The sequence below is a fragment of the Candidatus Binatia bacterium genome (assembly GCA_023150935.1).
GTDB lineage: Bacteria > Desulfobacterota > Binatia > HRBIN30 > HRBIN30 > JAKLJW01.
Map to the genome: position 1 here is coordinate 125147 of JAKLJW010000001.1, position 26300 is coordinate 151446.

A 26300-nucleotide genomic window follows, 5' to 3' on the forward strand; every position below is an offset into this window, starting at 1 on the left:
GCATCCGACCCGCGGTCTATGGCGCCGGCGCTGGCTGCCCCGCCGGCGGCTGGTGCGCGAGGATGTAATTGGCGAGCGCGTCGATCGACGCAAACGCTTCCTTGCCGGCCTCTTCGTCCGGGATCACGACTCGGTAATGCTCTTCGACCAGGACCACCAGTTCGAGTGCGTCGATGGAATCCAGGCCGAGCCCCGCCACAAAGATGGGTTCGCGGTCCCCGATCTCATCCGGCCGGACATCTTCAAGCTTGAGCCCCTCTACGAGCAGGCATTTCAGCCGTTGCTTCAACTCGTTACGATTCACGGTTCCGCCCTTCGTGCGTCTCAATCGCAGATAACGACGCGATTTCACATCATCGTGAGGCCGCCATCCACAGTCAAGGTTGCGCCCGTGATGTAGCGGGCCCGGGGTGACGCCAAGAACGCCACCGCCTCGGCCACGTCCTCCGGTGTGCCGAAGGTTCCCAGCGGGATCTGCCCGAGGTGACGTTCGCGCACGGCGGCGGGCAACTCGCCGACCAGTGAGGTCTCGATGACGCCCGGGCACACCGCGTTCACGGTTATCTGGTACCGGGCTACCTCGCGTGCCAGTGACTTGCCGAGGCTGAGCAAGCCGCCTTTCGAGGCGGCGTAGTTGGCGGCGCCCTCGAGGCCGACCAGCCCGGCCGGCGAGACGATATTGACGATGCGGCCCCAGCGGCGCGCCACCATGGTGCGCAATGCCTGGCGGGTGCAGAGGAAGGCACCGCGAAGATTGGTCGCCAGCACCGTGTCCCAGGCGGCTTCGGAGAGGAGCATCAGGTAGCCGTCGCGCGAAACCGCGGCGTTGTTCACCAGGATGTCGACGCCTCCCCACCGTTCCTTGACCTGACTGAACATGTCGGCGACCGCGCCGTTGTCGGCGACGTCGGCCTGGACGACGTGCGCCTCCCCGCCGGCGGCCACGATCGCGGCCGCGGTCGCCTCGGCTTCCGCCGCCGAGCGGGCGTAGTTGACCGCGACCCGGGCCCCGTCGCGCGCCAACGCCAGCGCAACCGCCCGGCCGATACCGCGGCTCGCGCCCGTGACCAGCGCGCACTTGCCGGTCAAACCCTCCTCGGTCATCGCAGCAGTCGCCATAGCTGTCCCTTGACCCTCCGTTCGCGCAGTCGCCTGAGAACCTCGATGTTGGTGCGAATTCCCTTGCCCGGGACGATCCAGTTGCGTCGCGCCCGCGCGTGCGCGTCGATTCGGGCGACCAGGTCGTCGCCGAGTGCCGGCGCCACGTAGAACCGGGGGTAGAGCAGGGTGTCGTCGGGGTCAAGCTGGCCGTCGGCGAGGGCGCGTTCCACCATACCCGTTCCCGGCAGGATACGGATCCCGGTCATGGCGATCACTGCCGTCGGCTGCACTTCGTCCATCAGGCCGAGGGTCTGAGTCACCGTCTCCCACGTTTCGCCGGGGCCGCCGAAGATAAGGCTGTGACAGAACTTCAGTCCGTAACGGCGGCAGAGTTCCGAGGCCCGCCGTAGATCGTCGACGTCGAATTCCTTCTTCAACGTCGCGATCATCTGGGGCGCCCCGGAGTCGGTCCCGAACTCGATTGCCTTGCAACCCGAACGGGCCATCAGGTCGCACAGCTCGGCATCGACGAAGCGGGGAGTGAGGTAGCCGGACCATTCTATCGACAGGCCGCGGGCGACGATTTCCTCGCAGATCTCCTTGGCGTGCCGCAGCGGTGCGTTGAAGACGTTGTCGACGAAGAACCAGTTGCGGGCCCCGTGCTCTTCGAGCACCCCCTGCAACTCGTCGACGACGGCCCGCGCGCTGCGCAACCGTATCCGCGAGCCCTCGATCAGCGGGTAGCTGCAGAAGATGCACTCGAAGACGCACCCGCGTTTGGTCTGAATGTTCAGGGCGCCCCCGCGCTCGTAATACCCGTGTACATCGAATTGCGACCGCCACGGAACGACGCCGGTGTCGAGGTGCCCGAGGCGCACGGCCGGCGCGACGCAGACGCCGTTCCCAACGCGCCGGCAGGTGACCGCGGCGGTCGAAGTCAGCTCGGCGCCGCGCGCGATCCGCTCCAGCACCCAGGGGAAGCTCAGCTCGCCTTCGCCGATTACGCCCACCTCGGCAGCAAGGTGGGCGAGGATCGTTTCCGGCATGACCGTGAAACCGGCGCCGCCCAACACGATCGGCGCCGCCGTCGACTGCCGGATGCCGTCGACGAGAGCCGCGTAGTCGTCGATGTACGAGGTGTTCTCCGGATAGGCGGCCGAATCGAGGTTGCGCAGCGAAATGCCGACAACGTCCGGAACCGCGTCGCGCACGGCCGCGGCCACGGCGGCGAGCGGGTTATCGAGGAAACAAAGGTCGAGAGTATGGACCGCGTGCCCGTGCTGCGAGGCCGCGGCAGCCATGTACGCCGCTCCGAGCGGGAACACCGGGTCGGGTAGCTGTTCCCGGTTGGCGGAGATGAGCAGCACGCGCAACGACTGCCGGTCCATCGCCGATCACCCCGCGCTGTCGAGCACCACTGCCACGCTCGTTCCGGAATAGCACAGGCCGTGGATCATCGCCGATCGCGCGCGGGCGAGCCGATCGGCCACGCGGGTGGCCGGTCGCACCCCGGAGTCGGCCGCGATCTCGACGGCAAGCGCGTCGATCGACCGTGGCCGAGGCGGGTTCGTCATCAGCCCGGCGGCGAGAACGAACGCGAGCGCGCCGCTGGCGGCGAAGCCGTCGCCCAGTGCGCGCTTGGGCGCGAATACGAGTGGGGCCGCTGGTGCGGCGGCATACAGACGGCGCAAAGCGGCCGCTTCCACGGCGTCCAGCGGGGTTCCGTGAGCACTGCTCATGACGATGCCCACGTCGCCCGCCGGTCGCGCCGCCGCGGCCAGCGCCCGACGCAAGACGGCATCGATGCCGGTGGTTTGCCGTTGCCGCTCGGCGAGCGTGGGCTCGAAGCCCGAAGCGTAACCGGCGACCCGCGCCAGCGGACGGGCTTGTCTGGCGGCGGCGTGCTGCGGCGATTCGAGGACGACGACCACCGCCCCCTCCCCGGGAACGAGCCCGGGTGCCGCATCCTCGAAGGGCACCGGCACAGAACGTTTCAGCAAGCCCATGTCGTCGAGGGCCTGCAGCAGAGTGGGACCGAGCGCATCGCCGCCCCCGGCCAGCACCACGTCGGCGCGTCCCAGGTGGATGAGGTCGACGGCACGGCCGATCGCCTGCAAACCGGCGGCGAGTCCGGCGTGCATCGTGGCATTGACGCCGCGAATGCCGAGGGCGATCGAGACCTCGCCGGCGGCGGCGCTCGACACCGTGTAGGCGAACAACTGCGGACTGGCTCCAGCGGGTCCGGACTCGATGACCTTCTCGAAGTAGGCGGCGTTGGTCAGCAGGCAACCGAGGCCGGTTCCGAACACCAGTCCGACGCGTTCGCTGTTCTCGGCTTGCAGGTCCAGTCCGGAATCGACCACCGCCCGACTCGCGGCGGCCAGGAAGAGACGGGTGATTCTGTCCATCCGACCCACCCGCCGCAGGGTGCCGGCCGGGATCGCGTCCTGAGGGATGTCGGCGACCACCGCCGCCAGGGCGCCTTCGCGCCCGGTTCCGGTCACCGGCAGGATGGCGCTTTCGCCGAGTGCGAAGCGTCGGGTCAGTTCGGCGACGGAGTGTCCGAGCGGAGAGACGACGCCGGCGCCGGTCACGACGGCGGACATTCCGGACTTCGGTTCTGAGTGCCGCGGGAATTTCATGAGCAGCATCCGCGCGGGTTAGTCTCGAGCGGAAGACATCGGGTATCCGCCGAAAGACCTGGCCCGGGCGTCAGACGGCGTGGCGTTCATCTGTCGCGTCGTTGCGGTTCCCGATCGAGGCGGGAGTCAGATTGCGAAGCACGACGGCGGCGTTGTTGCCGGCGAAGGCGGAAGAGGTCGACAAGGCGCAGCGCACCGGATGCGGCCTCGGCGCACCCATGACGACGTCCAGGCTGCAGGCCGGATCGAGTTGTTCGCAGTTGAGGGTCGCGGGCACGAGTCCGCTGCGCATTGCCATGACGCACATGATGGCTTCGAAGCTGCCGGCCGCCGCCAGCGTGTGGCCGATGGCGCCCTTGATCGAGTTGACCGGCACGCTGCCCGCGCGATCGCCGAGAACCGCGGCGATCGCGGCGCACTCCATGGCGTCGTTGAAGACGGTGCCGGTGCCGTGGGCGCTGACGAAGTCGACGGCGGCGGAATCGGTCCCGGCGTCGCGCAATGCCATGCGCATGGCGCGGGCGGCGCCGCTGCCGTCTCGGGCCGGGGCGGTCATGTGGGTCGCGTCCCCCGCCATGCCGGTCCCCGCCACTTCGACGGCAACGGTCACCCCACGCTGGCGCGCATGTTCCAGCGCTTCGACGATAACGACGGCAGATCCCTCGCCGAGCAGTAACCCGGAACGGCGCGCATCGAAGGGCCGGACCACGTCCGCGGTCGTTGCGCGCAAGCAGTTGAAACCGTTGACGACGAACGGCGACAGCGCCTCCGCGCCGCCGACAATGAAGAGGTCGCCGCGGTCCAGACGCACGAAGTCGAGGGCTATCCCGATGGCCTCGGTGCCGGAGGCGCAGGCGATGGACGGACTGAGCACCGGGCCGCGCACGCCGAGGGTCCGCGCCAGCCGGTTGGCGACATCGTAATAGGGATGGTGCAGCAGGGCGCGAGCGTCGAAACCGCCGCGCGGCCCGGCGGTTTGCGCCAGATAGCGTTCGCCGATTTCCATGCCGCCAAGGGTGGTACCGAGCAGCACCCCGACGCGGGTCGGGTCGATCGCCGCGAGATCGAGAGCGGCGGCCGCAATCGCCTCGCGGGTTGCTGCCAGCGCGTACTGGTCTACCCGGCCGAGCCGTTCCCTTTCCGCCGCGGACAGCCGGTGTTCGGGAATCGGGTCGGCGATTTCGGCTGCCCACGTAACGCTCATCCCGGTAGTGTCGAAACGGCGAATCGGCGCGCAGCCGCGGCGCCCGTCGAGAAGCGCCTGCCAGAAGGCCGGTAGCGAATTGCCGACGGGTGAAACGACGCCGCAACCGGTAATTCCCGCCCGGCGTTTCCGGCTGGAAAAAAACATGCCCATGGGAACGGTGGAGAACCGTACAGAAACCGCGCCGCGGCAGCAACAACGCGCCGGTTGCCGGTGCGCACGGATCCGTGCGGCGCGAGCCTCGCCGATCAGAAAGATTGCCGTGTGCCGAAGAGCACCTGCAGCCCTCCGGTGCTGCCGGGGCCATGGGCCTCCGTGGCGAACTCGAGATAGGCAACATGGGGGAAGAACCCCATTACCTCGTACATCGCGGCGACGCCGATGCCCACGCCGACAGCGTATCCGGTGGGGTCGTATATCCGACCGGCGGAGTTACTCACCTGACCGGTGTCGACAAACAGCCGCAACTGCGAGCGCCGCAGAACGATCAGGTCGAAGAAGCTGAGATCGATTTCCGGGTAAATCGTCTGCCGTACCTCGGTGCGGAGCAGGAAGATATTGCGTGCGAGTTCCTCCTCCGCGCCGATGCCGCGGATCGATAGGGAACCCCCGAGACTGAAGAGCCCCTGCAACGGTACCGCGGTCGAACCCGTGGGCTCAATAAAGCCGTTCACGACCTCGGCGGCGACCACCGTGCGATGCGTCAGGACGGGATGGGTAAAGCCGGCCGCGGCGCCGAAGCGAACGTAGTCGAAGTTGCTGCCGATTGCGGTGTCGAACCAATCGAGAAACAGGCGGCCGCGCGCAGACTGAGTCGGGTTGTTGAGGGTCTGCACGGTGGTGTAGTCGTAGCGCGCGCCCAGGGTGTTGACGTGGCCGGCGGTGCGGAGCGACGGGTTTTGCCGGTCGCGGAATCCGGGGTCGAGAGACTCGATCCCGTAGAAGGCGTACAGGTTGTGCCTGTAGGTATTGGGATCGTTCTGCGGCCCCCAGTGCAGGCGGGGGCCAAGTGCCGCGCCGATACCGCGGTTCGTGTAGAACCCGGCCAGGGCCAGGTCCTTCGTGTAATCGTAGCGACCGCGCGCGACCACCAACCCGGCGATGGCAAACTCGGTCGAGGAGACGTCGACAGTGGCGGAATCGAGAACAACCTGTGCGATCGGCGGGCGCGCGTTGTCGGCCCGAGACGTCTCCAGCAGGCGCTGCCCGGGATCGATTACCGCCTGCCACGGCCGCGCGACCGATGCGATCCGGAGTCGGCCGGTGTCCCCGACGCCGTCCCAGGTGAGGCGCAGAGGCTCGCCACCGAGAGTCCGCACGGTAACCGGCACCGGCTCCCGGATGGGGCGCGATGACCGCCGCCGCAGCACCAGTTCGCCGGCATAGCCGCCGGCAGGGTCGTGCGCGGTGCGGAAGTCTGCAATCGAGTAGTTCAGCTTCGGATACGGCTGTACCCATTGCTCGTAGAACTCGTCTAGCCGCAATCCGCTCGCTGACGCGGTGCAGTGCCGGAAGGGATGCGGGGAGGCAAGACAACGGTCTATGGTTTGCTCGAAGTCCCGGTCGCCGAGTTCCAGATGCAGCTTCCCGAAGATCACGTGTCCGGGGGGCAGGGCGTTGTTGAACGTCGTGAAGCGGTCGCGCACCTGATCGACTTCCGGCACGCTGTCGAAGAGCGTTTCCGCAAACGGCATCTTCGGTGCGGTCTCGAAACGGTCGACGATGGCGAAGAAGTTGAACAGATCGATCCATTCGCGGGTGGTCCGAGTCGTCGGATAGATCTGCTTGCGGTAGCGTTCCGCGAGGAGGTGTGCCTCGCCCTCCCGCACCCAGACGAAATCCCGGGTGGGCTCGCGGGCCGCCAGCGTGGGCCGCAGGACCTCGGCGTACACGGCGCGCGCGAGTTCGCGGTCGTGAAACGGGTGCAACAGCGGAAACACGTGCAGGGTGCGGTCCGAGATCGCCACCATGCCGTCGCCTTGCGCGGTGAGTTCCCAGCGCAGCGGCACCTCGACGACCGCCAGCGAGCGCGGGAAAGGCGGTGTTCCCGGCGGCGGGTTGGCGACGATATTGCGCAGCGCGTCCAGCGTGACCGTGTGCGGGTCGGGGCCGACGCCGAGTCCGAGGCGATAGGTCAGGCTGGGGGAGCGGGAGAAAAGACTGAGCCGTGTGTTGCCCGCGATGACGTCGTCGCGTCGCAGGTCGGGTGCGGCCACGAGGGTCAACGCGTGAACAGCGGAGACGTGGGTGTGGATTTCGCCGCGCGGGGCAGGGAAGTAACGGCCGTTGACGAGGACGTCGTTATCGTCGGGGACGCGCAACGTAAGGTCGTAATCGGCGACCCGCGGCAGCATCTCCGTTGCCCAGGAGCCGTCGGGTTCGAGCGCGGCGACGGCGGGATACCAGCCGCCGAGGGCGGTGAGCATGCCGTCGGCGACGCCGAAGGTGCCGTAGCGTTGCGGAATGGTGGTGACGAAGTCGGCGGTCAACACGACTCTTCCTCCCGGCGGAACGGGGTGTGCCGGTAGCACCTCGAGGAAGCACCGCGCCGCTAGGTCGGAAGCCGCAAGTGGCCGCGTCTGCGCGGCTTGGCCCTCGATACGCACCGCCTCGACGTGCATGGCGCCGGGGCTGAACGCCTCGCGATACCAGATGTAGGGTCGGTTGACGTCGGTAACGGTCGGGTCGGGAGCCGCGAACCGATTCGGGAACAGGACGAGAACGATGCGATCGAGCGGCTGTGCGGTGGGATTGCTGAACTCCACCGTCGCCTTGCCGCCGATCCGCGGGGGGTCCAGCGAGAGCGTCGCCTCTATTCGGTAGAGCGGGAGAGCGGCGGTGCCGCCCGCGGCCGCGCCGCCCGCGGCGGTGCCGGGGGCCAGCAGGCCAAGCAGGCCGGCGCAAATTCCGAGGAAGCGATGTCCTTGCCCGCGCACGTCTCGTCCCGGTTGCGAATCCGCCGATCGCGCCGTCATGCGCAGCGAAGGAACGTGCAGTCAATGGCCCGGCGTCGTGTGCCGGTAGTCCGGCGTTACCAGTCCGCTCCGGCGAGAGCTGTCGACTCGCGGTGGCCGGGGCTCGTATCGCGGGCGTTGCGGCCGAGAGCGATCAGTCGCAGCCCGCCAGCGAGCGGTTCACTGCGGTCAGCAGTTCGGCGACGTCGACCTGGCCATCGGCGCCGATGTCGAGACTCATGCAGGCGGTCAGCGGTGCGTAGCCGAGAGCGACGTTTACCGCGTAGACGATCTCGTCGATGGTCACGTCGCCGCTGCCGTCGCAGTCGCCGTGGCAGGTGTCGGCCGCGAACGGGTCGCTGAAGCGCGGATCGGTCAGGAAGGTGTTGTCGGTAAGGCTTTCGAGAAACGCGATGAGGTCGGCTTTCTCCTGTGCGGTCAAGCTGAACCCGACCAGCAGATCGCTTTTCAGCGGGCTGGCGCTTCCGACTCCGGCGTAGGGTCCCTCGGCGATCGTGCGGCCGCCGGCGGCGTAGTGGTCGATGACCTCGTCGAGGGTTGCGATACTGCCGTCGTGCATGTACGGCGCGGTGACGGCGATGTTGCGCAGTGTCGGCGCCTTGAAGCGGCCCATGTCATCGGCCTTTCCGGTGACGGCCGCCGCGCCGGTATTGTCGGGTGGGTAGGCGCCGCGGCCGTCGAGATTGTAGAGGCCGGTGTTGTGAAAAGCGGCGCCGACAACGGGTTGGCCGCCGTGTCCGAGGGTGCCGGAAAAGTTGAACCCGCCATGGCAGTGGAAGCACTCCAGCCGTTCGGAGAAGAAGAGCCGGCCGCCGCGCACCGCCGCCGGTGAGAGGGCGTTGGGATCGATGCCGTTGACGAACCGGTCGTAGGGGGCGTTGCCGGAGAGCAGCGTGCGTTGGAAGGCGGCCAGCGCTCTGGTGACGTTGACCGGCGAGATGGGCTCGGCATCGGCGGGGAAGGCGGTCTGAAAGAGTTCCGGGTAGCGGCGGTCCTCGCGCAGGCGCCGCAGCAGTTCGTCCTCGTGCCCGCCCATGCCGAGAACGACGGGGTCGGAGCCGAAAAGAGCGACCGGCGCCTGTGCTTCGAGGCTGCGCAGGTCCGGATTCGCCCACTCGAAGGTCGAGAGGTAGGCGACGTTGGCAATGCTCAAGGAGCCGCGCGGGTGTCGGGTGCCGGTCGATCCGAGGGCGTGGGCGCGGCCGTCGGTGAAGGCGAGCGGCTGAAGGTGGCACGTGCCGCAGGATTGAGTCAGGTTCCACGACAGGCGGCGGTCGTAGAAGAGGCGCCGGCCGAGTTCGACCTTTTCGATGGTCATGGGGTTATCCGCCGGGACCCCGGGGGCGGGGAACCCGGGCGGCAGATTCCACACATAGGGGGTCGCCGCCGGAGCGGTCGGGGCGGCCATTGCGACGAGCAGGGCCGCGAGCGCCGCCACCCGGCTAGCCGTCGGTTTCCTCATGATCGCAGTGTTCCTCTCGCCTCGTAGCGTCGTAGCGCCGGGTCGGCCCTTTGCAAGCTGCCGCAAGACGCGGGTTAACGCCGCAACTCACCAGCCAGCCGGCGGCGGACCGAACCAGAACGCTGTCCGGCTGGTCGCCCGATCCCGTGGCGCCGGTGTGGTGGAGCGTCCTGTTCGGCATTTCCCTGGCAAGCAAGTTCCCCTCGGGGTCGGAATCGGAATCGGAATCGGGATCGTAATCGATCCGTTGCCCGGTGTGCCCGGCCGACGGACTCGATGGCTGCTCGGTAGACCGCAAATCGCTCGTGGCCGAAGCTCATGTCGTCCTCGATTCCGATTCCGATCCAGACCCGGACCCCGATTGGTTCTAGGCGAAAAAGGGCCGGAGATCGTTTGCCTGCGGGAGCCGTGTGGACATAGGTCGTCCGCATCGGTCGCTCGATCGTCGGCGACACTGACGGTGAGGCGACGGGACCTCGTTTACTGCCGGCGGCGGTCGGGCTAGCATGGGGTCTCGTGGCGGAGAGCTACGGCGATAGCGATGGGATGCGGCGGTTTCTGCCGGCGCGCTTGCGGCCGTTGTTCGCGGAGAACCGGCATGTTACCCCCCGCCGGTTCTTTAACTATCTGCTGCTGCATCTCGAGATGCGGCTGGGGCGTTCCCGGCTTCTGTCCAGACCCTACGAGATCTGCATCGACGTCAGCAACAAGTGCAACCTGGCGTGTCCTTTCTGTCCGACCGGCCGGCGGGAGAGCGGCCGTGGCAAGGGGAGCATTTCTTTCGACAACTTCGCTTCGATCGTGGACGAGCTGGCGCCTTACGCGTTTAGCCTCGAGCTTTTCAACTGGGGCGAGGCGTTCTTCAACCGCGAGTTGCCGCGCCTGATTGCGCATGCCCGCCGGCGCCGGCTGGTTACTGTCGTCTCCAGCAATCTGAGCTTCAAGTTGAGCGAGCAAACCGTTAGAGAGATCGTCGCCAGCGGTTTGACCCACCTGACCGCATCGGTGGACGGGGCCGACCAGGGGTCGTACGAGGTCTACCGGCGCGGCGGCCGGTTCGATCTCGTCATGGACAATTTGCGCGCGTTCGTGCGGCTCAAACGCGAAACCAACAGTCCCTTTCCGATTCTCAACTGGGTGTACCTGATATTCGCGCACAACGAGGATCGCGTCGAGGACGCGCGGCGGCTGGCGCAGGAGATCGGAGTGGACCGGTTTGCGGCGCGCGGCGGACTTTACGACGATCCGAGCTGGGCGCCGAGGCAGGCGCAGCCGGTGCCGTATCTGGCGCAGGAGCCCGATCGCTGCGTGCACTTGTGGAAGAAGGCGGTGTTTCACTGGGACGGGGGCGTGGCTTCCTGCTGTAACGGCTTTCACGAGAAGGACGATTTCGGCGCCTGGCGTCCGGGTGCCTTCGGGCGGATCTGGAACAACGAGAAATTCGTGGCGGCGCGCCGAATATGGACGCAACCGGAATCCCCTTTGCCGGAAGGCCATTTCTGCGTCGACTGCGAGTGGGTGCGTATGTATCGCCGCCTGCCGCCGCGCGGGGATCGCCTCGCCGGCGCGCCGAGATCCTCCGGGGGCGGCGAGGCGATTGGCGAATAGCTCCTTATGAACACCGGCTCCGTGTCTTCCCGACGCGGTACCGCCGCTGCTGCCGGGTCAACCGGGCCAGGGGTGACGGTCCGGGAGGAAAGACCGCACTGATTTGCGATTTCCGCGTTCGCGTGGACGGTGCGAAGAAATCGGATGGGGAGGGCGAGGCTCCAGCCGAGCCGTCCTCAGACCGTCACGGCTGGGCTGGAGCCTCGCCCTCCCGAAGGCATGGTTGATCAGGCCATTGGGTGGCGGGCGCCAGCCTGCTCTGAGCCTCGAAGAGTGTCAGAGCTTAGGTCCTCTTCGAGATGGCGGGGGCGGTCAGTCGACCGGGGGGTACTTTTGCAGCTTGCGTTGCAGCGAGCGCCGGTGGATGCCGAGGCGACGTGCGGCCTCGGAGATGTTGCCGCCGCAGTCTGCCAGCACGCGCTGGATGTGTTCCCACTCGGCGCGGGCCAGCGACGGCGTGGTGAACTCGGCCGGTGGGGTGTGCAGCGGAGGCGCGTCGCCGCGGGCGAAAGCGGCGAGCACGTCGTCGGCGTCGGCTGGCTTGCTCAGGTAGTACACCGCCCCGAGGCGCACCGCTTCGATGGCCGTAGCGATACTCCCGTAACCCGTCAGCACGACGATTCTGGTGGCCGGGTCGATACGGTGCAGTTCCCGGGTCAGTTCGAGGCCCGAGCGGCCCGGCATGCGCAGATCGACCACCGCGTACTCGGGGGAATCGGCGCGCGCCAGTTCGACGGCGTCGTCGTAACCGGCGGCGACCCGCACCTCGAAGCCGCGGTCACGCAGCGCGCGCGCCAGACGCTCACGGAAAGCCGCGTCGTCATCGACGACCAGGAAAGAAGGTCCGCCCGCGCCGCTTTCGCTCATGCACCCGCTCCCTGAACGATTGCGACGTCGCCGCAATCCGCCTTTGCCGCGGCGGTTGCAGGCAGGACCATGATTACCGTCGTGCCGGCTTCGGCCGCGGATGTAATGTCGAGGCGGCCGCCGACTTGCGAGATGGTCGTTCGCGCCAGGTAGAGCCCGAGGCCCATTCCATGTCCGGGCGGCTTGGTGGTGAAAAACGGCTCGCCGGCATGACGCAGAACTGCCGGCTCCATGCCCGGGCCGTCGTCCCGGACGACGAATTGCCACTCCGCCCCGCGGCGCGCAACGGTGAGCCGCACCGGGGACGACGGCGGCGAGGCCTGCACGGCATTCTGCAAGACGGCCCGCAGGGCCTGGGCGACCGCATGCACGGGCACGGAAATCGTCGCCCGCGCGGTTTCCGGCGGCAGCGAGACCTCGCAGCGGCTGGCTGGCGGCAAGCCGTCGATCGCCTCCGCCACCAGTCGATCGAGAGTCACCGGCGCGGGCGTCTCGCCGCCGTCCGCCGCCATGCGGGTCAGGATGTCGCGGCAGCGGTCGACCTGCTGGCGAATCAGGCGGACGTCGCCGAGGGTGACCGCATCCGCTCCGTCGCGCGCGAGCTGGCGGTCGAGCTCCTTGGCGACCACGGCGATCGTCGAAAGCGGTGTCGCCAACTCATGGGCCGCACCGGCGGCGAGCGCGGCCAGTGACGCGAATCGCTCGTTGCGGGCCGTCCGGGTCCGCGCCTCGGCTAGCTCGGCGTCACGCCGGGCGAGGGCGCTCGTGATCTGCTGCACGAAATAGACAATGAACCCGGCGGCCACCGCAAAAGCGACCCACATGCCCACCAGGTGAAGGCGCAGGTGGTCGGGTTGGTGGCCGGCATGGCCGTCCTCCGGGGGGTTGCCGGGGACGAGGAACAGCATGCCGTACGCGCCGAGCGCAACGGCCAGCACCAGCCATGAGGCGCGGCTACGCAACACCACCGCCGCAAGGGTTACGTGGACGAGATAGAGGAACGTGAACGGGTTGACGGCGCCGCCCGTGAGATAGAGCAGGGCGGTCAGTGCGGCGGTGTCGGCGACGATGAGGCCGGTGAGCGCCCGCGGCGGAACGTGCGTGCGGGCGCGGGCCCAGCGAGCGCACGCAACGTTCGAGGCGGCCTCCAGGCCGATCAGCGCGAAGATCGGGACCAGAGGCAGAGCCAGGCGCATCGTCGCCTCCACGGCGAGGATGAGGACGACCTGCCCGGCAATGGCTACCCAGCGCAGGCGCAGGAGCCAGCGCAGGTTGATCGTCTCGATATCCGCCGGCGGAGCAAGAGGCGTCGCGCCGGCGACGGGCGGAAGTTCCATCGACACCGAGTATTTTCCGCGCGCGGCCGGAAGGCCAGGGGCGAGGGCGGTCTTCCTGCGGCGTTTTGCCGCATCGTGCGCCCCCGGAGGGCTGGCTAGAACGGCCAGGCTATCCACCCTCTGGAAGAATAAATGAAACGCGGGGCAGGGGATACTGACCGGAGAGAACACGCGGCGGCCTCCATGATCGAGACAGTATTCCGCCTTTTCCGCTTCGCCGTGAGGCGTGTCATCGGTCCGCAGCCGGTCCTGCACTCATATGTCTTCCGCGCCCTCGGAGTCGGACTGCTCGCAGCCGGCATCTTGAACCCGCAGATGGCGCCCGCGTGCGACATGTGCGCCGTCTACACGGCGACCGGGGCACAGGTGACCCGGACCGGGTTGAGGATCGGGGTGGCGGAGCAGTACACCCGCTTCAGCACCCTGCAGGAAGGGGGCGGTGCCGTGCCCAACCCGGACGGGGAATTCATCGACAGCTCGATTACGCAGTTCGTCATCGGCTACGTCCCTTCGCCGCGCTTCGGCTTACAGATCAACGTACCGTACATTTACCGCGGATACCGCCGCGCCACCGACGACGGCGCGGTCAATGGACATGTGACCGGAGCGGGCGACCTGTCACTGGTGGGGCACGCCGTGCTCTACGAACACGTCGACGTTCGATTGCTCGGTCAAGTCCTGATGTACGGCGGCCTGAAGCTGCCCAGCGGCAGCACGGCAATGCTCGGAGAAGAGGTCGAGCCGGCTGTTGACCCGTGCGCCGGCATTCCTCCGGAATTCTGCACCGCGCGCCGGCCGACCCCGCGCCACGGCGGGGGCGGGGTACCGAGCGGCGTACACGGCCACGATCTCACCCTCGGCACCGGATCGGTCGACGTCATTCTCGGGGCCAGCACGTTCTGGGCTTACGATCGTTGGTACGCAACGCTCAACACGCAGTACATCCTGCGTACCGTCGGCGCCTACGACTACCAGTACGCCAACGAGCTGAGCGTCGCCGGCGGTCCGGGCGTGTTCCTGATCACCGATCATCGATTTACGCTTGGCGTTCAGGCCCTGATCGGCTGCGATACCAAGGGTAACGACAGCATGGCCGGTGTGACGCAGGGCGACACTGCCCTGACGGCACTCTACGTCGGACCTGGCCTGCGGGTCACGTCGGGGGTGGCCTTGAGCGGCGAGGTCGCCGTTGACGTGCCGGCGATCGAGAACAACGCCGGCCTGCAGCTCGTTCCGGATTACCGTGTTCGCGGTGCCACGATGCTGCGGTTCTGAGCGTCGGCAGGTCGCGTCGGACCGGGGACTCGGTTCGGCTCACCAGGAGCCTCGCCCTCCCCGTCTAATTTCTGCGCGTTGTGGGCGCAGACTCGGAAATCAATGGCCGCTCGGTACCAGTGCCAGCAGCAGGGCGACAAGCACGATGCCGAGCAGGAAAGGCACCACGCCCAGCAAGGAGCCGCGCCAGCGGGCGTGGTGCAGCTCCGGGATCAGGTCGGACCCGGCGATGTAAATGAACATGCCGCCGGTGGCCGCGAGCAGCCACCCGAGGTGCGCGGTCAACCAGGCCTCGAACAGGAAGCACGACGCGGCGCCGATGACGGCGGCGAGACTCGACAGGAAGTTGAGGGTCAGCGCCATGCTCTTGCTGAACCCGCCGCTCACGAGGACACCGTAGTCGGCGACCTCCTGGGGAATTTCGTGCGCCGCCACGGCCACCGTCGTCGCGACGCCCACGGCGGGGTCGACCGCAAAGCTGGCGGCGATGGCAATTCCGTCAATGAAGTTGTGCAGACCGTCGCCGACCAGAATCAGGTAGCGCGACGCCACGGTGTGCGTCTCCTCGTGCTCATGGAAGCCGTGGAGATAACGCTCGAGGAGGAAGAACGCGACCATGGCGACGAGACAGGCCGAGAACACCGACCCGTCGGGCCCCGCCCGGGCAGCTTCGGGTAGCACCTTCAGGAAGGTCGATGCCAGCAACACCCCGGCGGCAAAGCTGAGGGACAGGATCTCGAGCCGCGGCGTCCAACGCGTGAACGCAAATAGAATTCCGGCGAGGGAGATCGCGCTGACGACCAGCGTGGCGAGTAAGGAGTTGGCGAGCGCCGACATGCGAGGACAACCAGCCGCGTAGCAATACGTGTAAAACCATGTTGCATGCAACGCCGGGTCGGCTCAGGTCGTCCGGCAACCGCCAGTGCCGGTGGCGTAACCCGCCCGTTCCGCCAAATCGCCGTCGGGGACAGCCCGGGCCGCGGCCGAACGGAGACCGAACGCCCGTTCGCGCTGGCGTGGCATTGCACATGCTAATTGCCGTGGGGCTGCCTGTAGCGAATGGGCGAGCGGGTGGTTCCGAGGATGGAGGCATGTCGAGGGCCCTTGCGAAATTGCTGGCTTCCGTCGGGCTGTTTGTCGGGGCGGTGTCGATTTCCGCGACCGCCATGGCCGTGTGTGCCGGCGACATCGACGGCGACGGTCAGGTGTCCGTCGACGAGCTGATCGTGCTTGTCCGCAACGCCACTGAGGGCTGCGTGCCCGGGGTGCCCTGTGCCGGCGACATCGACGGCGACGGGGCGGTTACGGTGGACGAGCTGATGGCAGCGATTCGCAATGCGCTCGAAGGTTGCCCGCGTCATCCGACCGCGACCCCGACCGCGGCGCGATCGGCAACTCCGACGAGCACGCCGGGATGCGAGGACATCAACCTCTGCCACTTCATTCGCAGTCCGGGGTTCTGGAAGAACTACCGCAACCATATGTCGGACGCGCAGTTCCTGGCCATTCTGCAGGCGACTGGGGACTTCGGCGGTCTGAGCGTCGCCCAGGCCATGGCGATTCTCGAAGACACTTCGAACCAGTACATGAGGCACCTGCTGGCGGCGGAACTCAACGCCGCGTGGAATGGCGACGTTCACGACCCCGCTCCCGGTGGCCAACTCGGCGATGGGGTCTACAGCAACCCGGCGTACCCGGCCAGTACCTTGAACGGACTCACGGTTAACGAGATTAACCACATTGCCTTCGTCACACCGTCCGAGGATGCCGGTTCCGACCTCGTTGCTTATGTTCTGTACGTCGGCGCGGGCGGGGAAGGCGCCTCGAGGACCGCGTGTCTCGTCAAGCCGCCGCAGTGCATCACGCCGACCCCGACCCGATCGGCGACGAGGACCGGCACGCGCACGTCCTCGCCGAGCCGGACACCCACGGCCACGAGCACGAGCACCCCGAGTCCGACCGCGAGTCCAACCCTGGCGCCGACCGCTACGCCTTCGCCAGGCGCCACCGCGACGCCGATCTTCACTGCTACGACCAGCCCTACCGTCACCGGGACCCTAACTCCGACGCATACCCCGAGTCTCACCGCGACCCGGACGGCGACCCGGAGCAGAACGCCCACGCGCACCCGCACGCCAACGGCTACGGTCACTGCCACGGCCAGTGTGACCGCGACAACCACGTGGACCATGACGGCGACCGGCACACCTTCCAGAACGGCGACAGGTACGCCGACTTACAGCGCGACAGCGACTGCGACCGGGACCGCCTCGGTGACGCCGACCAGGACCGCGACGACGACACCGACGCGCACGGCGACCAGGACGGCGACGCTTACGGCGACGGCGACGGCGAGCGCGACGGCGACAGCGACGGTCACGGCCACGAGGACGGGGACGCGGACAGCGACGGCGAGCCGGACGGCAACCCGGACCGCAACTGTCACGTTGACCCCGACCGCGACGGCAACGGCGACGCGGACGGCAACCGTCACGGCGACATCGACGCCAACAGCGATCCCGAGCGCGACGCAGAGCGCGACCGCAACGGCGACAAATACGGCAACACCGACCGGAACCGCGACGTTGACGCCGACGCCATCGGCGAGCCGAACGGCGAGTCGGACGGCGACCTTCACCGCGACCCCGAGCGCGACCGCGACACCCAGCCTGACGCCAACTCGTACGGCGACGTCGACGTTAACCGCGACCTCGACCCCGACCTCGACAGGGACGTCGATGCCGACCCGTACGGCAACGCCGACCGAGACGCCGACCACGACCCCGATGCCGACGGCGACGATGACGTCGACCCGAACGGCGACGCATACGCCGACAGCGACCCCCACGGCAATCCCGACCGAGACCGCCACCTCGACACCGACGGAGGTGGCAACGCCGACCGCGACAGCCAGTGCGACGGCGAGCGGGACCGTCACCGCGACGGTCACGCCGACCGCATCGGCGACTCATACGGCGACGTCGACGTTGACCGCGACGCCGACGGTGACCCTCACTGTGACCCCGACTGGGACCGCAACGTTGATGCCGACCGAGACGCCGACCGAGACGGCAACCGCAACGCCGACGGCCACGGCAACGCCGACGCCCACCGCACCGGCGACGCCGTCCGCGACTCAGACAGCGTCGTTCACGGCGACCTCCATCGCAACGTTGACGCCGAGCGCGACGGCGACCCCCAGCGCAACGCAATCCCCGTCGTCCACGCCGAGCGGGACCCCAACCGCACCGCCGACTGCTACGGCGTCGCCCCCGCCCACGGGCACGAGTACTCCGACGTTCAGCCCCACCGCATCCCCGACCGATTCCCCGACGGCAACCCCGACGGCGGTACCCAGCTCCACCCCGACGACAAGCCCGACGGCCGTGCCGACGCCTTCCGTCACGCCGACCGCGAGCGCCACGGAGACCCTCTCCCCGACAGTTACTCCCACCGCCACGGCGACGGCCGCGCCGAGCTTGACCCCGACCGTAAGCGCAACGACGACACCGACGCTCACCGTGACGGCGACGACGGTGCCGAGCGCCACGCCGAGCGCGAGCGCGACCCAGAGTGCGACGGCTTCCCCAACTCCGTTGCCGTCGAGCACGCCGACGGAGAGCACGGCTCCCACGGACACGCCGACCGGAACGCCAACGACGACCCCGACGGCCGTCGATACGCCCACGGGCACGGCGACGCCGACGCCAAGTCAGACGCCCACGCTCAGCCAGACACCACCTCCCAGTCAGACACCGACCCCCAGTCCGAGTGTGCCGCCGACGTCAAGCCCGACCGCGAGTCCCTCTCCGTCGATCACGGCGACCCCGATCCCGAGCTCGACCCCGACCGTGACGGGGACGCCGACCGCAACGCCAACGCCGGGTGCGCCGGTCTTGCAGATCGTCAAGACCTCGGAGTCGGAAGTGTCCCCGGGTGCCGTGCTGGTGTACACGATCGCGTTCGCCAACATCGGCAGTGGAACCGCCACGGGTGTGGTGATTACCGAGACCGTGCCGGACCACACGAAGTTCGAGGCCGGCGCCGGCACGCCGGGATGGAGTTGCCCCGACGGCAGCTTGCCCGGCACCACCTGCACGCACGGCGTCTCGGACCTGCCGCCGGGCGCGGGCGGCTCGCTGCTTTTTGCCGTCCGGGTCAACAATCCCGCGGGCGCCGTGGCGATCCGCAACAACGTCGTCATCAGCGACGAGGAGGGCGGGGAGAGCAGCGGTGGCGACTCCACGATCGTTCGCGGTTCGGCGCCCGTGCCGCTCTTGAGTGCGCGGGGTATCCTGGCGGCAATCGCGGCCCTGGCAGTGGTCGCGATCGTGGGCCTGCGCCGCCAGCGGCGCTCGGCGGGTTGACGCCGGCAGTCCCTGGTGTTTCTCATTGGCGCCGGGCCGGAACGCGGCCACGTTGCGTGCGAGGAGAACCCGGATGCCGTTGCAGCTTGGGGCGGTCTGCGTGAACGGGCGGTGGTGCGACTCCGATCGGCCGGCTGCGGGGGAGCCGGCCGCATGGTGTCGCCGGGTGCCGCTCGGCCGGCGCGGTGCGGTCAATGCGTTCTGCATGGGCCGGGGGTACTGATGGGATCGACGAATCCAGACGGACCGCTGGTGTGGGTCGACCTGGAGATGAGTGGGCTCGACCCCGACCGGCATGCGATTCTGGAGATCGCGACGCTGATCACCGACGCCGAGTTGGCGGTACTTGCCGAGGGGCCGGTGATCGCCATTGCGCACCCGGCGCCGACGCTCGAGGCGATGGACCAGTGGAACCGCGAGCATCACGGCGCCTCGGGCCTGACGGCGCGGGTGCTGGCGTCGACGGTGTCGGTCCAGGCTGCCGAAGAAGAAACGCTGGCGTTCGTACGGCGCCACTGTTCCGAGCGGCAATCGCCCTTATGCGGCAACTCCATTCACCAGGACCGACGGTTTATCGCTCGCTACATGCCGCGCTTCGACAACTACCTCCACTACCGCAACGTCGACGTGAGCACCGTCAAGGAACTGGTCCGTCGCTGGTACCCGCAGGGTCCGGCGCTGCCGGAAAAGAAGCACGCGCACCTTGCCCTGGACGACATCCGCGAGTCGATCGCCGAGTTGCGCTTCTACCGCGAGAACTTCTTTCGGCGCTGAGAGGCCGGCAATGATCGCTTCGTCGGTTCTACCGTTCGTCGAGGAGACGTGGCATCGCAGCATAGTCCCCGCGCTCGAGGACTACATCCGCATCCCCAACGAATCGCCCGCCTTCGACCCCTTGTGGCGGGAGCACGGGCACATGGACCGTGCCGCGGAGCACGTCGCCGGATGGATGCGGACCCACGGGCCGCCGGCAATGCAGCTCGAAGTTGTGCGTTTGCCGGGGCGCACGCCGCTGGTCTTCGCCGAGATTCCCGGGTCCGGCGAGGAGACCGTGTTGTTGTACGGGCATCTCGACAAGCAGCCGCCGATGGCAGGATGGCTCGAAGGTCTGGGGCCGTGGACGCCGGTGATCAGGGAGGGGCGGCTCTACGGTCGCGGCGGCGCCGACGACGGCTACGCGGCGTTCGCGGCGGTCACGGCGATTGCCGCCCTCGAGCAGGCCGGAGTGCCGCACGCCCGCTGCGCGATCGTCATCGAGGCTTGCGAGGAGAGCGGCAGCATCGACCTGCCGTGCTACATCGATCGCTTGCAGGCTCGGATCGGCACGCCGAGCCTGGTTGTCTGTCTCGATTCGGGTTGTGGCAACTACGACCAGCTCTGGATCACCACCTCGCTGCGCGGCCTGCTCGCGGGGACGTTGCGTGTGTCGACGTTGACCGAGGGTGTGCACTCGGGAAAGGCGAGCGGCATCGTACCGTCGTCGTTTCGAATCGCGCGGGGACTGCTCGAGCGTCTCGAGGACGCGCGCACGGGCGAAATTCGGCCGCGGGGTTTGCACGTCGAAATCCCGGCCGAGCGGCGCGCTCAGGCGAGGGACGCCGCGGCGGTTCTGGGTGGCGGCCTCTTTGCGGAGTTCCCTTTTCAGCCCGGCGTGCGACCGGCGGCGAATGACGTCGAGGAGTCGATTCTCAATCAGACCTGGCGGCCGCAACTGGAGATCGTCGGGGCCGAGGGCCTGCCGGGCCTGCAGCGGGCGGGAAACGTGCTGCGACCGTTCACGTCGTTGAAGCTGTCTCTCAGGTTGCCGCCCACGCTGGACGCGCAGACGGCGGCGGCGGTGATGGCGGGTTTACTGACGGAGGAGCCGCCGGCGGGAGCCCGGGTCGAATTCGAACCCGAACAGGAAGCCGACGGCTGGAATGCGCCGCCGGTTGCGGCCTGGCTGGCAGCGGCGGCGCAGACGGCCTCTATCGAGGCGTTCGGTCGTGAGGCGTGTTGGCTCGGCGAAGGGGGCACGATCCCGTTCATGAGTATGCTCGGCAAGCGTTTTCCGATGGCGCAGTTCATGATCACCGGGGTCCTTGGACCCAGGTCGAATGCGCACGGTCCCAACGAGTTTCTGGACCTCAGCGCCGGAGTCAAGCTGACGGCTTGCGTGGCTGCGGCGATCGCGGCGCACGCCGCCGCGCACGGGGTTCCATGCTCGGAGACCGGCTGAGTGCTCTGGTTCATAAATTCGCCAACGTATTCTGAATCATGCGACCCGCTAACCCCTCGACCCGCTCACCCTTCGACCGGCTCACCCTTCGACCCGCTCACCCTTCGACCCGCTAACCCCTCGACCCGCTCACCCTTCGACCCGCTCACCCTGAGCCTGTCGAAGGGTGCGCCTGCCGAAGGGTGAGCTAACCGGCCGACATGGCCATAGCCCCGACGTCGGTGTAGAAGAAGCGCAAGATGTCGTTCTGGGTTTATCTCCTAAGATGTGCCGATGGTTCATTCTACGTTGGGCATACCGATAACCTCGAGCAACGAATGGAACAGCATCGGTCGGGCGAGTTGGGAGGCTACACCAGCACGCGCCGCCCTGTTGATCTCGTCTACTCAGAAGAGTTTTCGACTCGCGACGAAGCATTTGCTGCGGAACGGCAGATCAAAGGTTGGAGTCGCAAGAAGAAGGAGGCTCTCATCCGCGGCGACTGGGAAGAGATCAAGCGGCTTGCACGAGGGCGCTCCAGAGAACGTCACCCTTCGACGAGCTCAGGGTGAGCGGGTGCGGATAGGTCACCCTTCGACGAGCTCAGGGTGAGCGGGTGCGGATAGGTCACCCTTCGACGAGCTCAGGGTGAGCGGGTGCGGATAGGTCACCCTTCGACGAGCTCAGGGTGAGCGGGTGCGGATAGGTCACCCTTCGACGAGCTCAGGGTGAGCGGGCGCGGATACGTCACCCTTCGACGAGCTCAGGGTGAGCGGGCGCGGATACGTCACCCTTCGACGAGCTCAGGGTGAGCGGGCGCGGATACGTTGCCATACCTATGCCGACGAGTACTAAGTAGTTTACCGGAGCATGAGTTCGGCTGCGCCTCGACGCGAAACGGCCGGGCGCCGTTTGCCCGGCGGAGGTCCGGCTTTTCGCGGGTTGTCGCGGAGGGTTGGGCGACCGACTCCCGTGCCGGCGGCGAGGGCTTGCCGGTCGCAGAGACCCGAATACTTCGCCATACTTGTGGCGAACTCGATTCGAGGAGGTAGCAATGCAGCATGCTCCTGGTTTTCTGCGGTTGGTGAACGAGACGCGGGCTCGGGTCCGCGAGTGCGGTGTTGCCGACGTCAAGGCGATGCTCGACCGCGGCGAGAAGTTCCATCTGATCGACGTGCGTGAGGAAAGCGAGTGGGCGAATGGGCATCTGCCCCAGGCTCAGCACCTCGGCAAGGGAATCATCGAACGCGATGTCGAGGCCAGGTTCCCCGACCCCACGGAGTGTCTGGTTCTCTATTGCGGCGGCGGGTACCGTTCCGTGCTTGTTGCCGACGTCCTGCAGAAAATGGGTTACACGGACGTTACTTCGATGGACGGCGGGTGGCGCGACTGGGTTGGTGCCGGTTACCCGGTAGTGCGGGACTGACGCCGGTCCGTCTGCCTCGCCGTCACGCTGCCGGGTCCGGGGCCTCGCCCGAACCGTGCCTGCCGCTTCCGAGCACATCCGCTTACCGGTTGACATACAGCGTCCGCCCGGCCAGTGCTGTCGGGATATGCGATACGAAGGCGCGGCCGTAAGAAGACTGGCGCTGCTGTGTGCCCTGACGGTGCTCGGGGGCTGCGGCGACAACGACGGGGTAACGGTACCGAGCGGGCTCGCCGCGGCGCAGCCGGCCAACTACACCGCTCGCGGTAGTGTGGGGCAGGTGGCAGTCACCGACGCTGAGCCGGGAACCGCGCTGGAACTGCTCGACGCGGCCGAGCGTGTCGTTGCGACGGGGACGACCGACGGGGAGGGGACGCTCCTGTTTCGCGCCCTCCCGCCGGGTGCGGGGTACGTCGTCGTCAGCCGTGACGACACCGGGCTGCGGGCTTCGGACCGGGTCGCGGTAACCACGGCATCGGAGGTTCCCGATCCGAGCTTTTACGCGCAACAACGGCTCGGCGCCGGTTACGGGTACATACAGACGCGCGACGGCACGCTACTGGCCGTGAATGTCATTCTGCCGGGGCCGATCGAGGATGGGCCTTATCCGACCGTGGTCGAGTATTCGGGGTACGATCCCGCCAACCCCGATCAGCCGCAACCCAGCAGCCTCATTGCCAGTGCACTCGGTTTCGCCGCGGTGGGAGTGAACATGCGGGGCACGGGGTGCTCCGGCGGCGCCTTCTCGTACTTCGAGACGCTACAGTCGACCGACGGCTACGACGCCGTCGAGATCGTCGCCGCGCAGCCCTGGGTGAAGGGCGGCAAGGTGGGGATGGTCGGCATTTCGTACCCGGGAATATCGCAGCTCTTCGTGGCGCGTTTGCAGCCCCCGCACCTGGCTGCGATTGCGCCGCTGTCCGTCGTTGCCGATCCGGGACGCGGCACGCTCTATCCGGGCGGCATCCTCAATGACGGCTTCGCCATCGACTGGGCACGCGGGCGGATGAGCGACGCGGCTCCCGGCGGTCAGCCCTGGGCACGCAAGCGCATGAATGCCGGTGACCTGACGTGCATCGCGAATCAGCGGATGCGCGGCCAGAACGAAGACCTGATCGCGATGATCGGGCGTAACGTCCACTACGACCCGACGGTTGCAGATCCGTTGTCGCCGGTGACGTTTGTCGACCGCATTGCCGTTCCCGTCTTTCTTGCCGGCGCCTGGCAAGACGAGCAGACCGGCGGCCACTTTGCGACCATGCTCGATCGTTTCACCGGCACGGACAGGGCCTTTTTCACTCTGGTCAACGGTACGCATGCGGACCCGCTGGGACCGGCGATATTCTCGCGCTGGTTCGAGTTCCTGAGCTTTTACGTTGCCAGGCAGATCCCCCGCCAGCCGGCTGCCGGGAGTCTCGTCCTGCAGGTGTTGGCGCGGGAGGCGTTCGGCGTGAGTCGGCTGCATATAGAACGCGACCGGTTCACGAACGGCCTCACCTTCGAGGAAGCGCGCGCGCGGTTCGAGGCCGAGCCGCGGGTGCGCATTCTGTTCGAGAACGGCGCTCTGGAGCCGCTCGGGGGACCGGCACCTGGATTCGAGGAGGGCTTTGCTACCTGGCCGGTGAACGGGGTGGAGCCGGCGGCCTGGTACTTCGACGCCGCGGGGAAGCTCGCTACCGAGCCGCCGGTGACGAGTGCCGGCGCGGACCGGTACTACTACGATACCGCCGACGCACAGCGCACGACCTTCAACGGTTCGAGCGATGCGGTATGGCGGGCACTGGCGCCGTTGGACTGGCGTCCGCTTCCCGCCGACAAGTCGGTGGCGTACGCGACCGAGCCGCTGGCTGCGGACCTCGTCATGGTGGGCTCCGGCAGCGTCGATCTGTGGATCAAGTCGACGCTCTCCGACGTCGACCTGCAGGTGACCCTGAGCGAGATTCGGCCCGACGGCCGGGAGATGTACGTTCAGAACGGCTGGCTGCGCGCCAGTCACCGGGCGCTCGACGAGGCCGCGTCCTCGTTGCTGCGCCCCGTGCGTACCGACCGGGCCGCCGATGCCCGCCCGTTACCGACCGGCGAGTTTGTGCTCGCGCGCGTCGAGATATTTCCGTTTGCGCATGCCTTCCGGGCCGGTTCGCGGATTCGCGTTTCGGTGGAGGCCCCGGGCGGCAGCCGGCCGTTATGGAAGTTCGCGGCCCTGCCGGGCGACGGCACGGCGACGGTGGCGGTGGCCCGTTCGGCTGCCCACCCGTCGCGCGTGGTGCTCCCCGTGGTACCCGATGCCACGATACCCACCGCCCTGCCGCCGTGTCCGAGTCTGCGCGGGCAGCCGTGCCGGGAGTACGTGGAGGGCGAGAACGCGGAGGGGGAGTGAGGGGGGCCTGAGGGAGTGGGGGCGTGAGGGGGTTATTCGTCTGCGGTCAGGCCGTATTTCTTGGCCCGGTAGCGCAGGGTCTGGCGGGTGGTACCGAGCGCGCGGGCGGCCGCGCTGGCGTTGTAATCGCTACGTTCCAGGGCGCTCTTGACGATGTAACGATCCATGTCCTCCAGCGACATGCTGCCGTCGAGGGGGATGAGCAGGCGATCGGAGGCTGGGGCCGGGGCCGGGGTTGAGGTTGCGTGGGTGCCCGGTAGCTGGAGCCACCTTTCCGGCAAGACGGCGCTGTCGGCCAGAAGCACGCAGCGTTCGATGACGTTGCGGAGCTCGCGAACATTGCCCGGCCAATCGTAGCGGCGCAGTGCAGTCCAGACCTCGGCGGGGATTTCGCGCACCGCCTTTCCGGAGCGGACGTTGTACTCGGCAACGATGGCCGGCACCAACTCGTCGAGATCCTGCAGGCGTTCGCGCAGCGGCGGCAGGGTGAGCGAAAAGACCGACAGGCGGTGGTAGAGGTCGGGGCGAAAGGTACGGTCGCGGACGGCATCGGCCAGATCGCGGTTGCTGGCGGCGACGATCTGAACGTCCACGACCACCTCTCGTTCGGAGCCGAGCGGCCGCAGGCGCTGGTCTTCGATCACTTTGAGCAGCTTGGCCTGGAGTTCGATGTCGAGTTCGCCGATTTCGTCGAGAAAGAGCGTGCCCCCGCTAGCCTGCTCGACGAGTCCGCGCCGGCGTCTTTGCGCGCCGGTGAAGGCGCCGGCCTCGTGGCCGAATAACTCGGATTCGAGCAGTTCTCGTGGCAGGGCTGCGCAGTTGACCTCGACCAGCGGTCCCGCGGTGCGACTGCCGCGGTAGTGCAGGATGCGGGTTACGAGACCCTTGCCGGTACCCGTTTCGCCGCCGATGATCAGGGCGCTGAACGGCACCTGCGACAGTTTGCGCAGGAACGTACGCACGCTCTCCGCCTGCGGGCTGGCGCCGATGAAGCCGTCGATGGGATAGGCCCGGTGCTGCTGTGCGGCCTGGTCCTGAAGCCGGCGTTGTGCGCGGGCGCTGCGGGCGGCGCCGGTGACGACGAGATCGAGCCGTTTCTCGTCGCAGGGTTTCTCGAGGAAATCGAAGGCGCCGAGTCGCAGCGCGCGAACCGAATCGGCGACGCTGCCGAACCCGGTCAGAAAGATCCATTCGCCGCCGTGCCCGTGTTCCCGAGTTTGGGCCAGCAGATCGAGCGAGTTTCCGTCCGGGAGTTGCATGTCGGCGAGCACGACCAGAGGCGCGAGTTCCTTGTCGAGCAGGAGTCGGCGAGCGTCGGCCAGGTTGGCGCACAGCTCGACTTCCCAGCCGTTGCGGCGGAAATGCCGCGCCAGCTCGGTGCCTAACAGCGCCTCGTCTTCGATGAGCAGCAACGTGTCCGTCATGGCTGAGTCAGTATCAACCGTGCCCGCACGCGATGGCG

General features: G+C 67.7%; 20 protein-coding genes. 8 read left to right on the forward strand and 12 right to left on the reverse strand.

What is annotated here, in order from left to right; all coding sequences use genetic code 11:
• Nucleotides 1–16: 16 nt before the first annotated feature.
• The 7 genes from L6Q96_00560 to L6Q96_00590 form a co-directional block, all read right to left on the reverse strand.
• The gene (locus tag L6Q96_00560; GenBank protein MCK6553069.1) at nucleotides 17–304 is read right to left on the reverse strand and encodes a phosphopantetheine-binding protein; all 288 of its coding nucleotides are present in this window, start codon (nucleotides 302–304) and stop codon (nucleotides 17–19) included.
• A gap of 44 nt (nucleotides 305–348) precedes the next feature.
• Nucleotides 349–1119, reverse strand: a complete 771-nt coding sequence (locus tag L6Q96_00565; protein ID MCK6553070.1) for a 3-oxoacyl-ACP reductase FabG — start codon at nucleotides 1117–1119, stop codon at nucleotides 349–351.
• Complete coding sequence (locus L6Q96_00570) at nucleotides 1101–2489, reverse strand: cobalamin-dependent protein (protein ID MCK6553071.1); 1389 nt, start codon at nucleotides 2487–2489, stop codon at nucleotides 1101–1103. Before L6Q96_00570 ends, L6Q96_00565 begins: the two co-directional genes overlap by 19 nt.
• A gap of 6 nt (nucleotides 2490–2495) precedes the next feature.
• Entirely contained in the window at nucleotides 2496–3707 is a 1212-nt protein-coding gene (locus L6Q96_00575) for a hypothetical protein (GenBank protein ID MCK6553072.1), read from the reverse strand.
• A 106-nt stretch (nucleotides 3708–3813) separates the two neighbouring features.
• Nucleotides 3814–5094, reverse strand: a complete 1281-nt coding sequence (locus L6Q96_00580) for a beta-ketoacyl-[acyl-carrier-protein] synthase family protein (protein ID MCK6553073.1) — start codon at nucleotides 5092–5094, stop codon at nucleotides 3814–3816.
• A 101-nt stretch (nucleotides 5095–5195) separates the two neighbouring features.
• The gene (locus L6Q96_00585; protein MCK6553074.1) at nucleotides 5196–7883 is read right to left on the reverse strand and encodes a BamA/TamA family outer membrane protein; all 2688 of its coding nucleotides are present in this window, start codon (nucleotides 7881–7883) and stop codon (nucleotides 5196–5198) included.
• A 172-nt stretch (nucleotides 7884–8055) separates the two neighbouring features.
• A complete protein-coding gene (locus tag L6Q96_00590; GenBank protein MCK6553075.1) occupies nucleotides 8056–9384 on the reverse strand; it encodes a di-heme enzyme in 1329 nt (442 codons plus the stop codon).
• Between the two features lie 516 nt (nucleotides 9385–9900).
• Between L6Q96_00590 and L6Q96_00595 the strand changes: the two genes are divergently transcribed.
• Nucleotides 9901–10992: a radical SAM protein gene (locus L6Q96_00595; protein ID MCK6553076.1), complete on the forward strand. Its 1092-nt coding sequence runs from the start codon at nucleotides 9901–9903 to the stop codon at nucleotides 10990–10992.
• 312 nt (nucleotides 10993–11304) lie between these two features.
• Here L6Q96_00595 and L6Q96_00600 read toward each other — a convergent pair whose 3' ends face one another.
• Together L6Q96_00600 and L6Q96_00605 are read right to left on the reverse strand one after the other, a co-directional pair.
• Nucleotides 11305–11859: a response regulator transcription factor gene (locus tag L6Q96_00600; protein MCK6553077.1), complete on the reverse strand. Its 555-nt coding sequence runs from the start codon at nucleotides 11857–11859 to the stop codon at nucleotides 11305–11307.
• Nucleotides 11856–13196 carry an ATP-binding protein gene (locus tag L6Q96_00605; GenBank protein ID MCK6553078.1) on the reverse strand — a complete coding sequence of 447 codons (1341 nt, stop codon included), beginning with the start codon at nucleotides 13194–13196 and terminating at the stop codon, nucleotides 11856–11858. Before L6Q96_00605 ends, L6Q96_00600 begins: the two co-directional genes overlap by 4 nt.
• A gap of 183 nt (nucleotides 13197–13379) precedes the next feature.
• On the opposite strand from L6Q96_00605, the gene L6Q96_00610 reads away from it, so the two are divergent.
• A complete protein-coding gene (locus L6Q96_00610; protein MCK6553079.1) occupies nucleotides 13380–14471 on the forward strand; it encodes a hypothetical protein in 1092 nt (363 codons plus the stop codon).
• Nucleotides 14472–14570: 99 nt separating this feature from the next.
• Here L6Q96_00610 and L6Q96_00615 read toward each other — a convergent pair whose 3' ends face one another.
• Both L6Q96_00615 and L6Q96_00620 read right to left on the reverse strand, forming a co-directional pair.
• Nucleotides 14571–15308: a ZIP family metal transporter gene (locus L6Q96_00615; GenBank protein ID MCK6553080.1), complete on the reverse strand. Its 738-nt coding sequence runs from the start codon at nucleotides 15306–15308 to the stop codon at nucleotides 14571–14573.
• Nucleotides 15309–15502: 194 nt separating this feature from the next.
• Nucleotides 15503–15832, reverse strand: coding sequence for a hypothetical protein (locus L6Q96_00620; GenBank protein ID MCK6553081.1), 330 nt, complete (start codon nucleotides 15830–15832; stop codon nucleotides 15503–15505).
• 494 nt (nucleotides 15833–16326) lie between these two features.
• Here L6Q96_00620 and L6Q96_00625 point away from each other — a divergent pair, with 494 nt between their 5' ends.
• The 6 genes from L6Q96_00625 (at nucleotide 16327) to L6Q96_00650 (ending at nucleotide 24838) form a co-directional block, all read left to right on the forward strand.
• Entirely contained in the window at nucleotides 16327–18942 is a 2616-nt protein-coding gene (locus L6Q96_00625) for a hypothetical protein (protein MCK6553082.1), read from the forward strand.
• Between the two features lie 118 nt (nucleotides 18943–19060).
• Nucleotides 19061–19612: an oligoribonuclease gene (gene orn / locus L6Q96_00630; GenBank protein MCK6553083.1), complete on the forward strand. Its 552-nt coding sequence runs from the start codon at nucleotides 19061–19063 to the stop codon at nucleotides 19610–19612.
• Between the two features lie 10 nt (nucleotides 19613–19622).
• A complete protein-coding gene (locus L6Q96_00635) occupies nucleotides 19623–21056 on the forward strand; it encodes a M20/M25/M40 family metallo-hydrolase (GenBank protein MCK6553084.1) in 1434 nt (477 codons plus the stop codon).
• Nucleotides 21057–21295: 239 nt separating this feature from the next.
• A complete protein-coding gene (locus L6Q96_00640; protein ID MCK6553085.1) occupies nucleotides 21296–21607 on the forward strand; it encodes a GIY-YIG nuclease family protein in 312 nt (103 codons plus the stop codon).
• A 482-nt stretch (nucleotides 21608–22089) separates the two neighbouring features.
• Complete coding sequence (locus L6Q96_00645) at nucleotides 22090–22461, forward strand: sulfurtransferase (protein ID MCK6553086.1); 372 nt, start codon at nucleotides 22090–22092, stop codon at nucleotides 22459–22461.
• A gap of 127 nt (nucleotides 22462–22588) precedes the next feature.
• Entirely contained in the window at nucleotides 22589–24838 is a 2250-nt protein-coding gene (locus L6Q96_00650) for a CocE/NonD family hydrolase (GenBank protein MCK6553087.1), read from the forward strand.
• A gap of 32 nt (nucleotides 24839–24870) precedes the next feature.
• Here the strand turns inward: L6Q96_00650 and L6Q96_00655 are convergent, their stop codons facing one another.
• Complete coding sequence (locus L6Q96_00655; GenBank protein MCK6553088.1) at nucleotides 24871–26262, reverse strand: sigma-54 dependent transcriptional regulator; 1392 nt, start codon at nucleotides 26260–26262, stop codon at nucleotides 24871–24873.
• Nucleotides 26263–26300 lie beyond the last annotated feature (38 nt).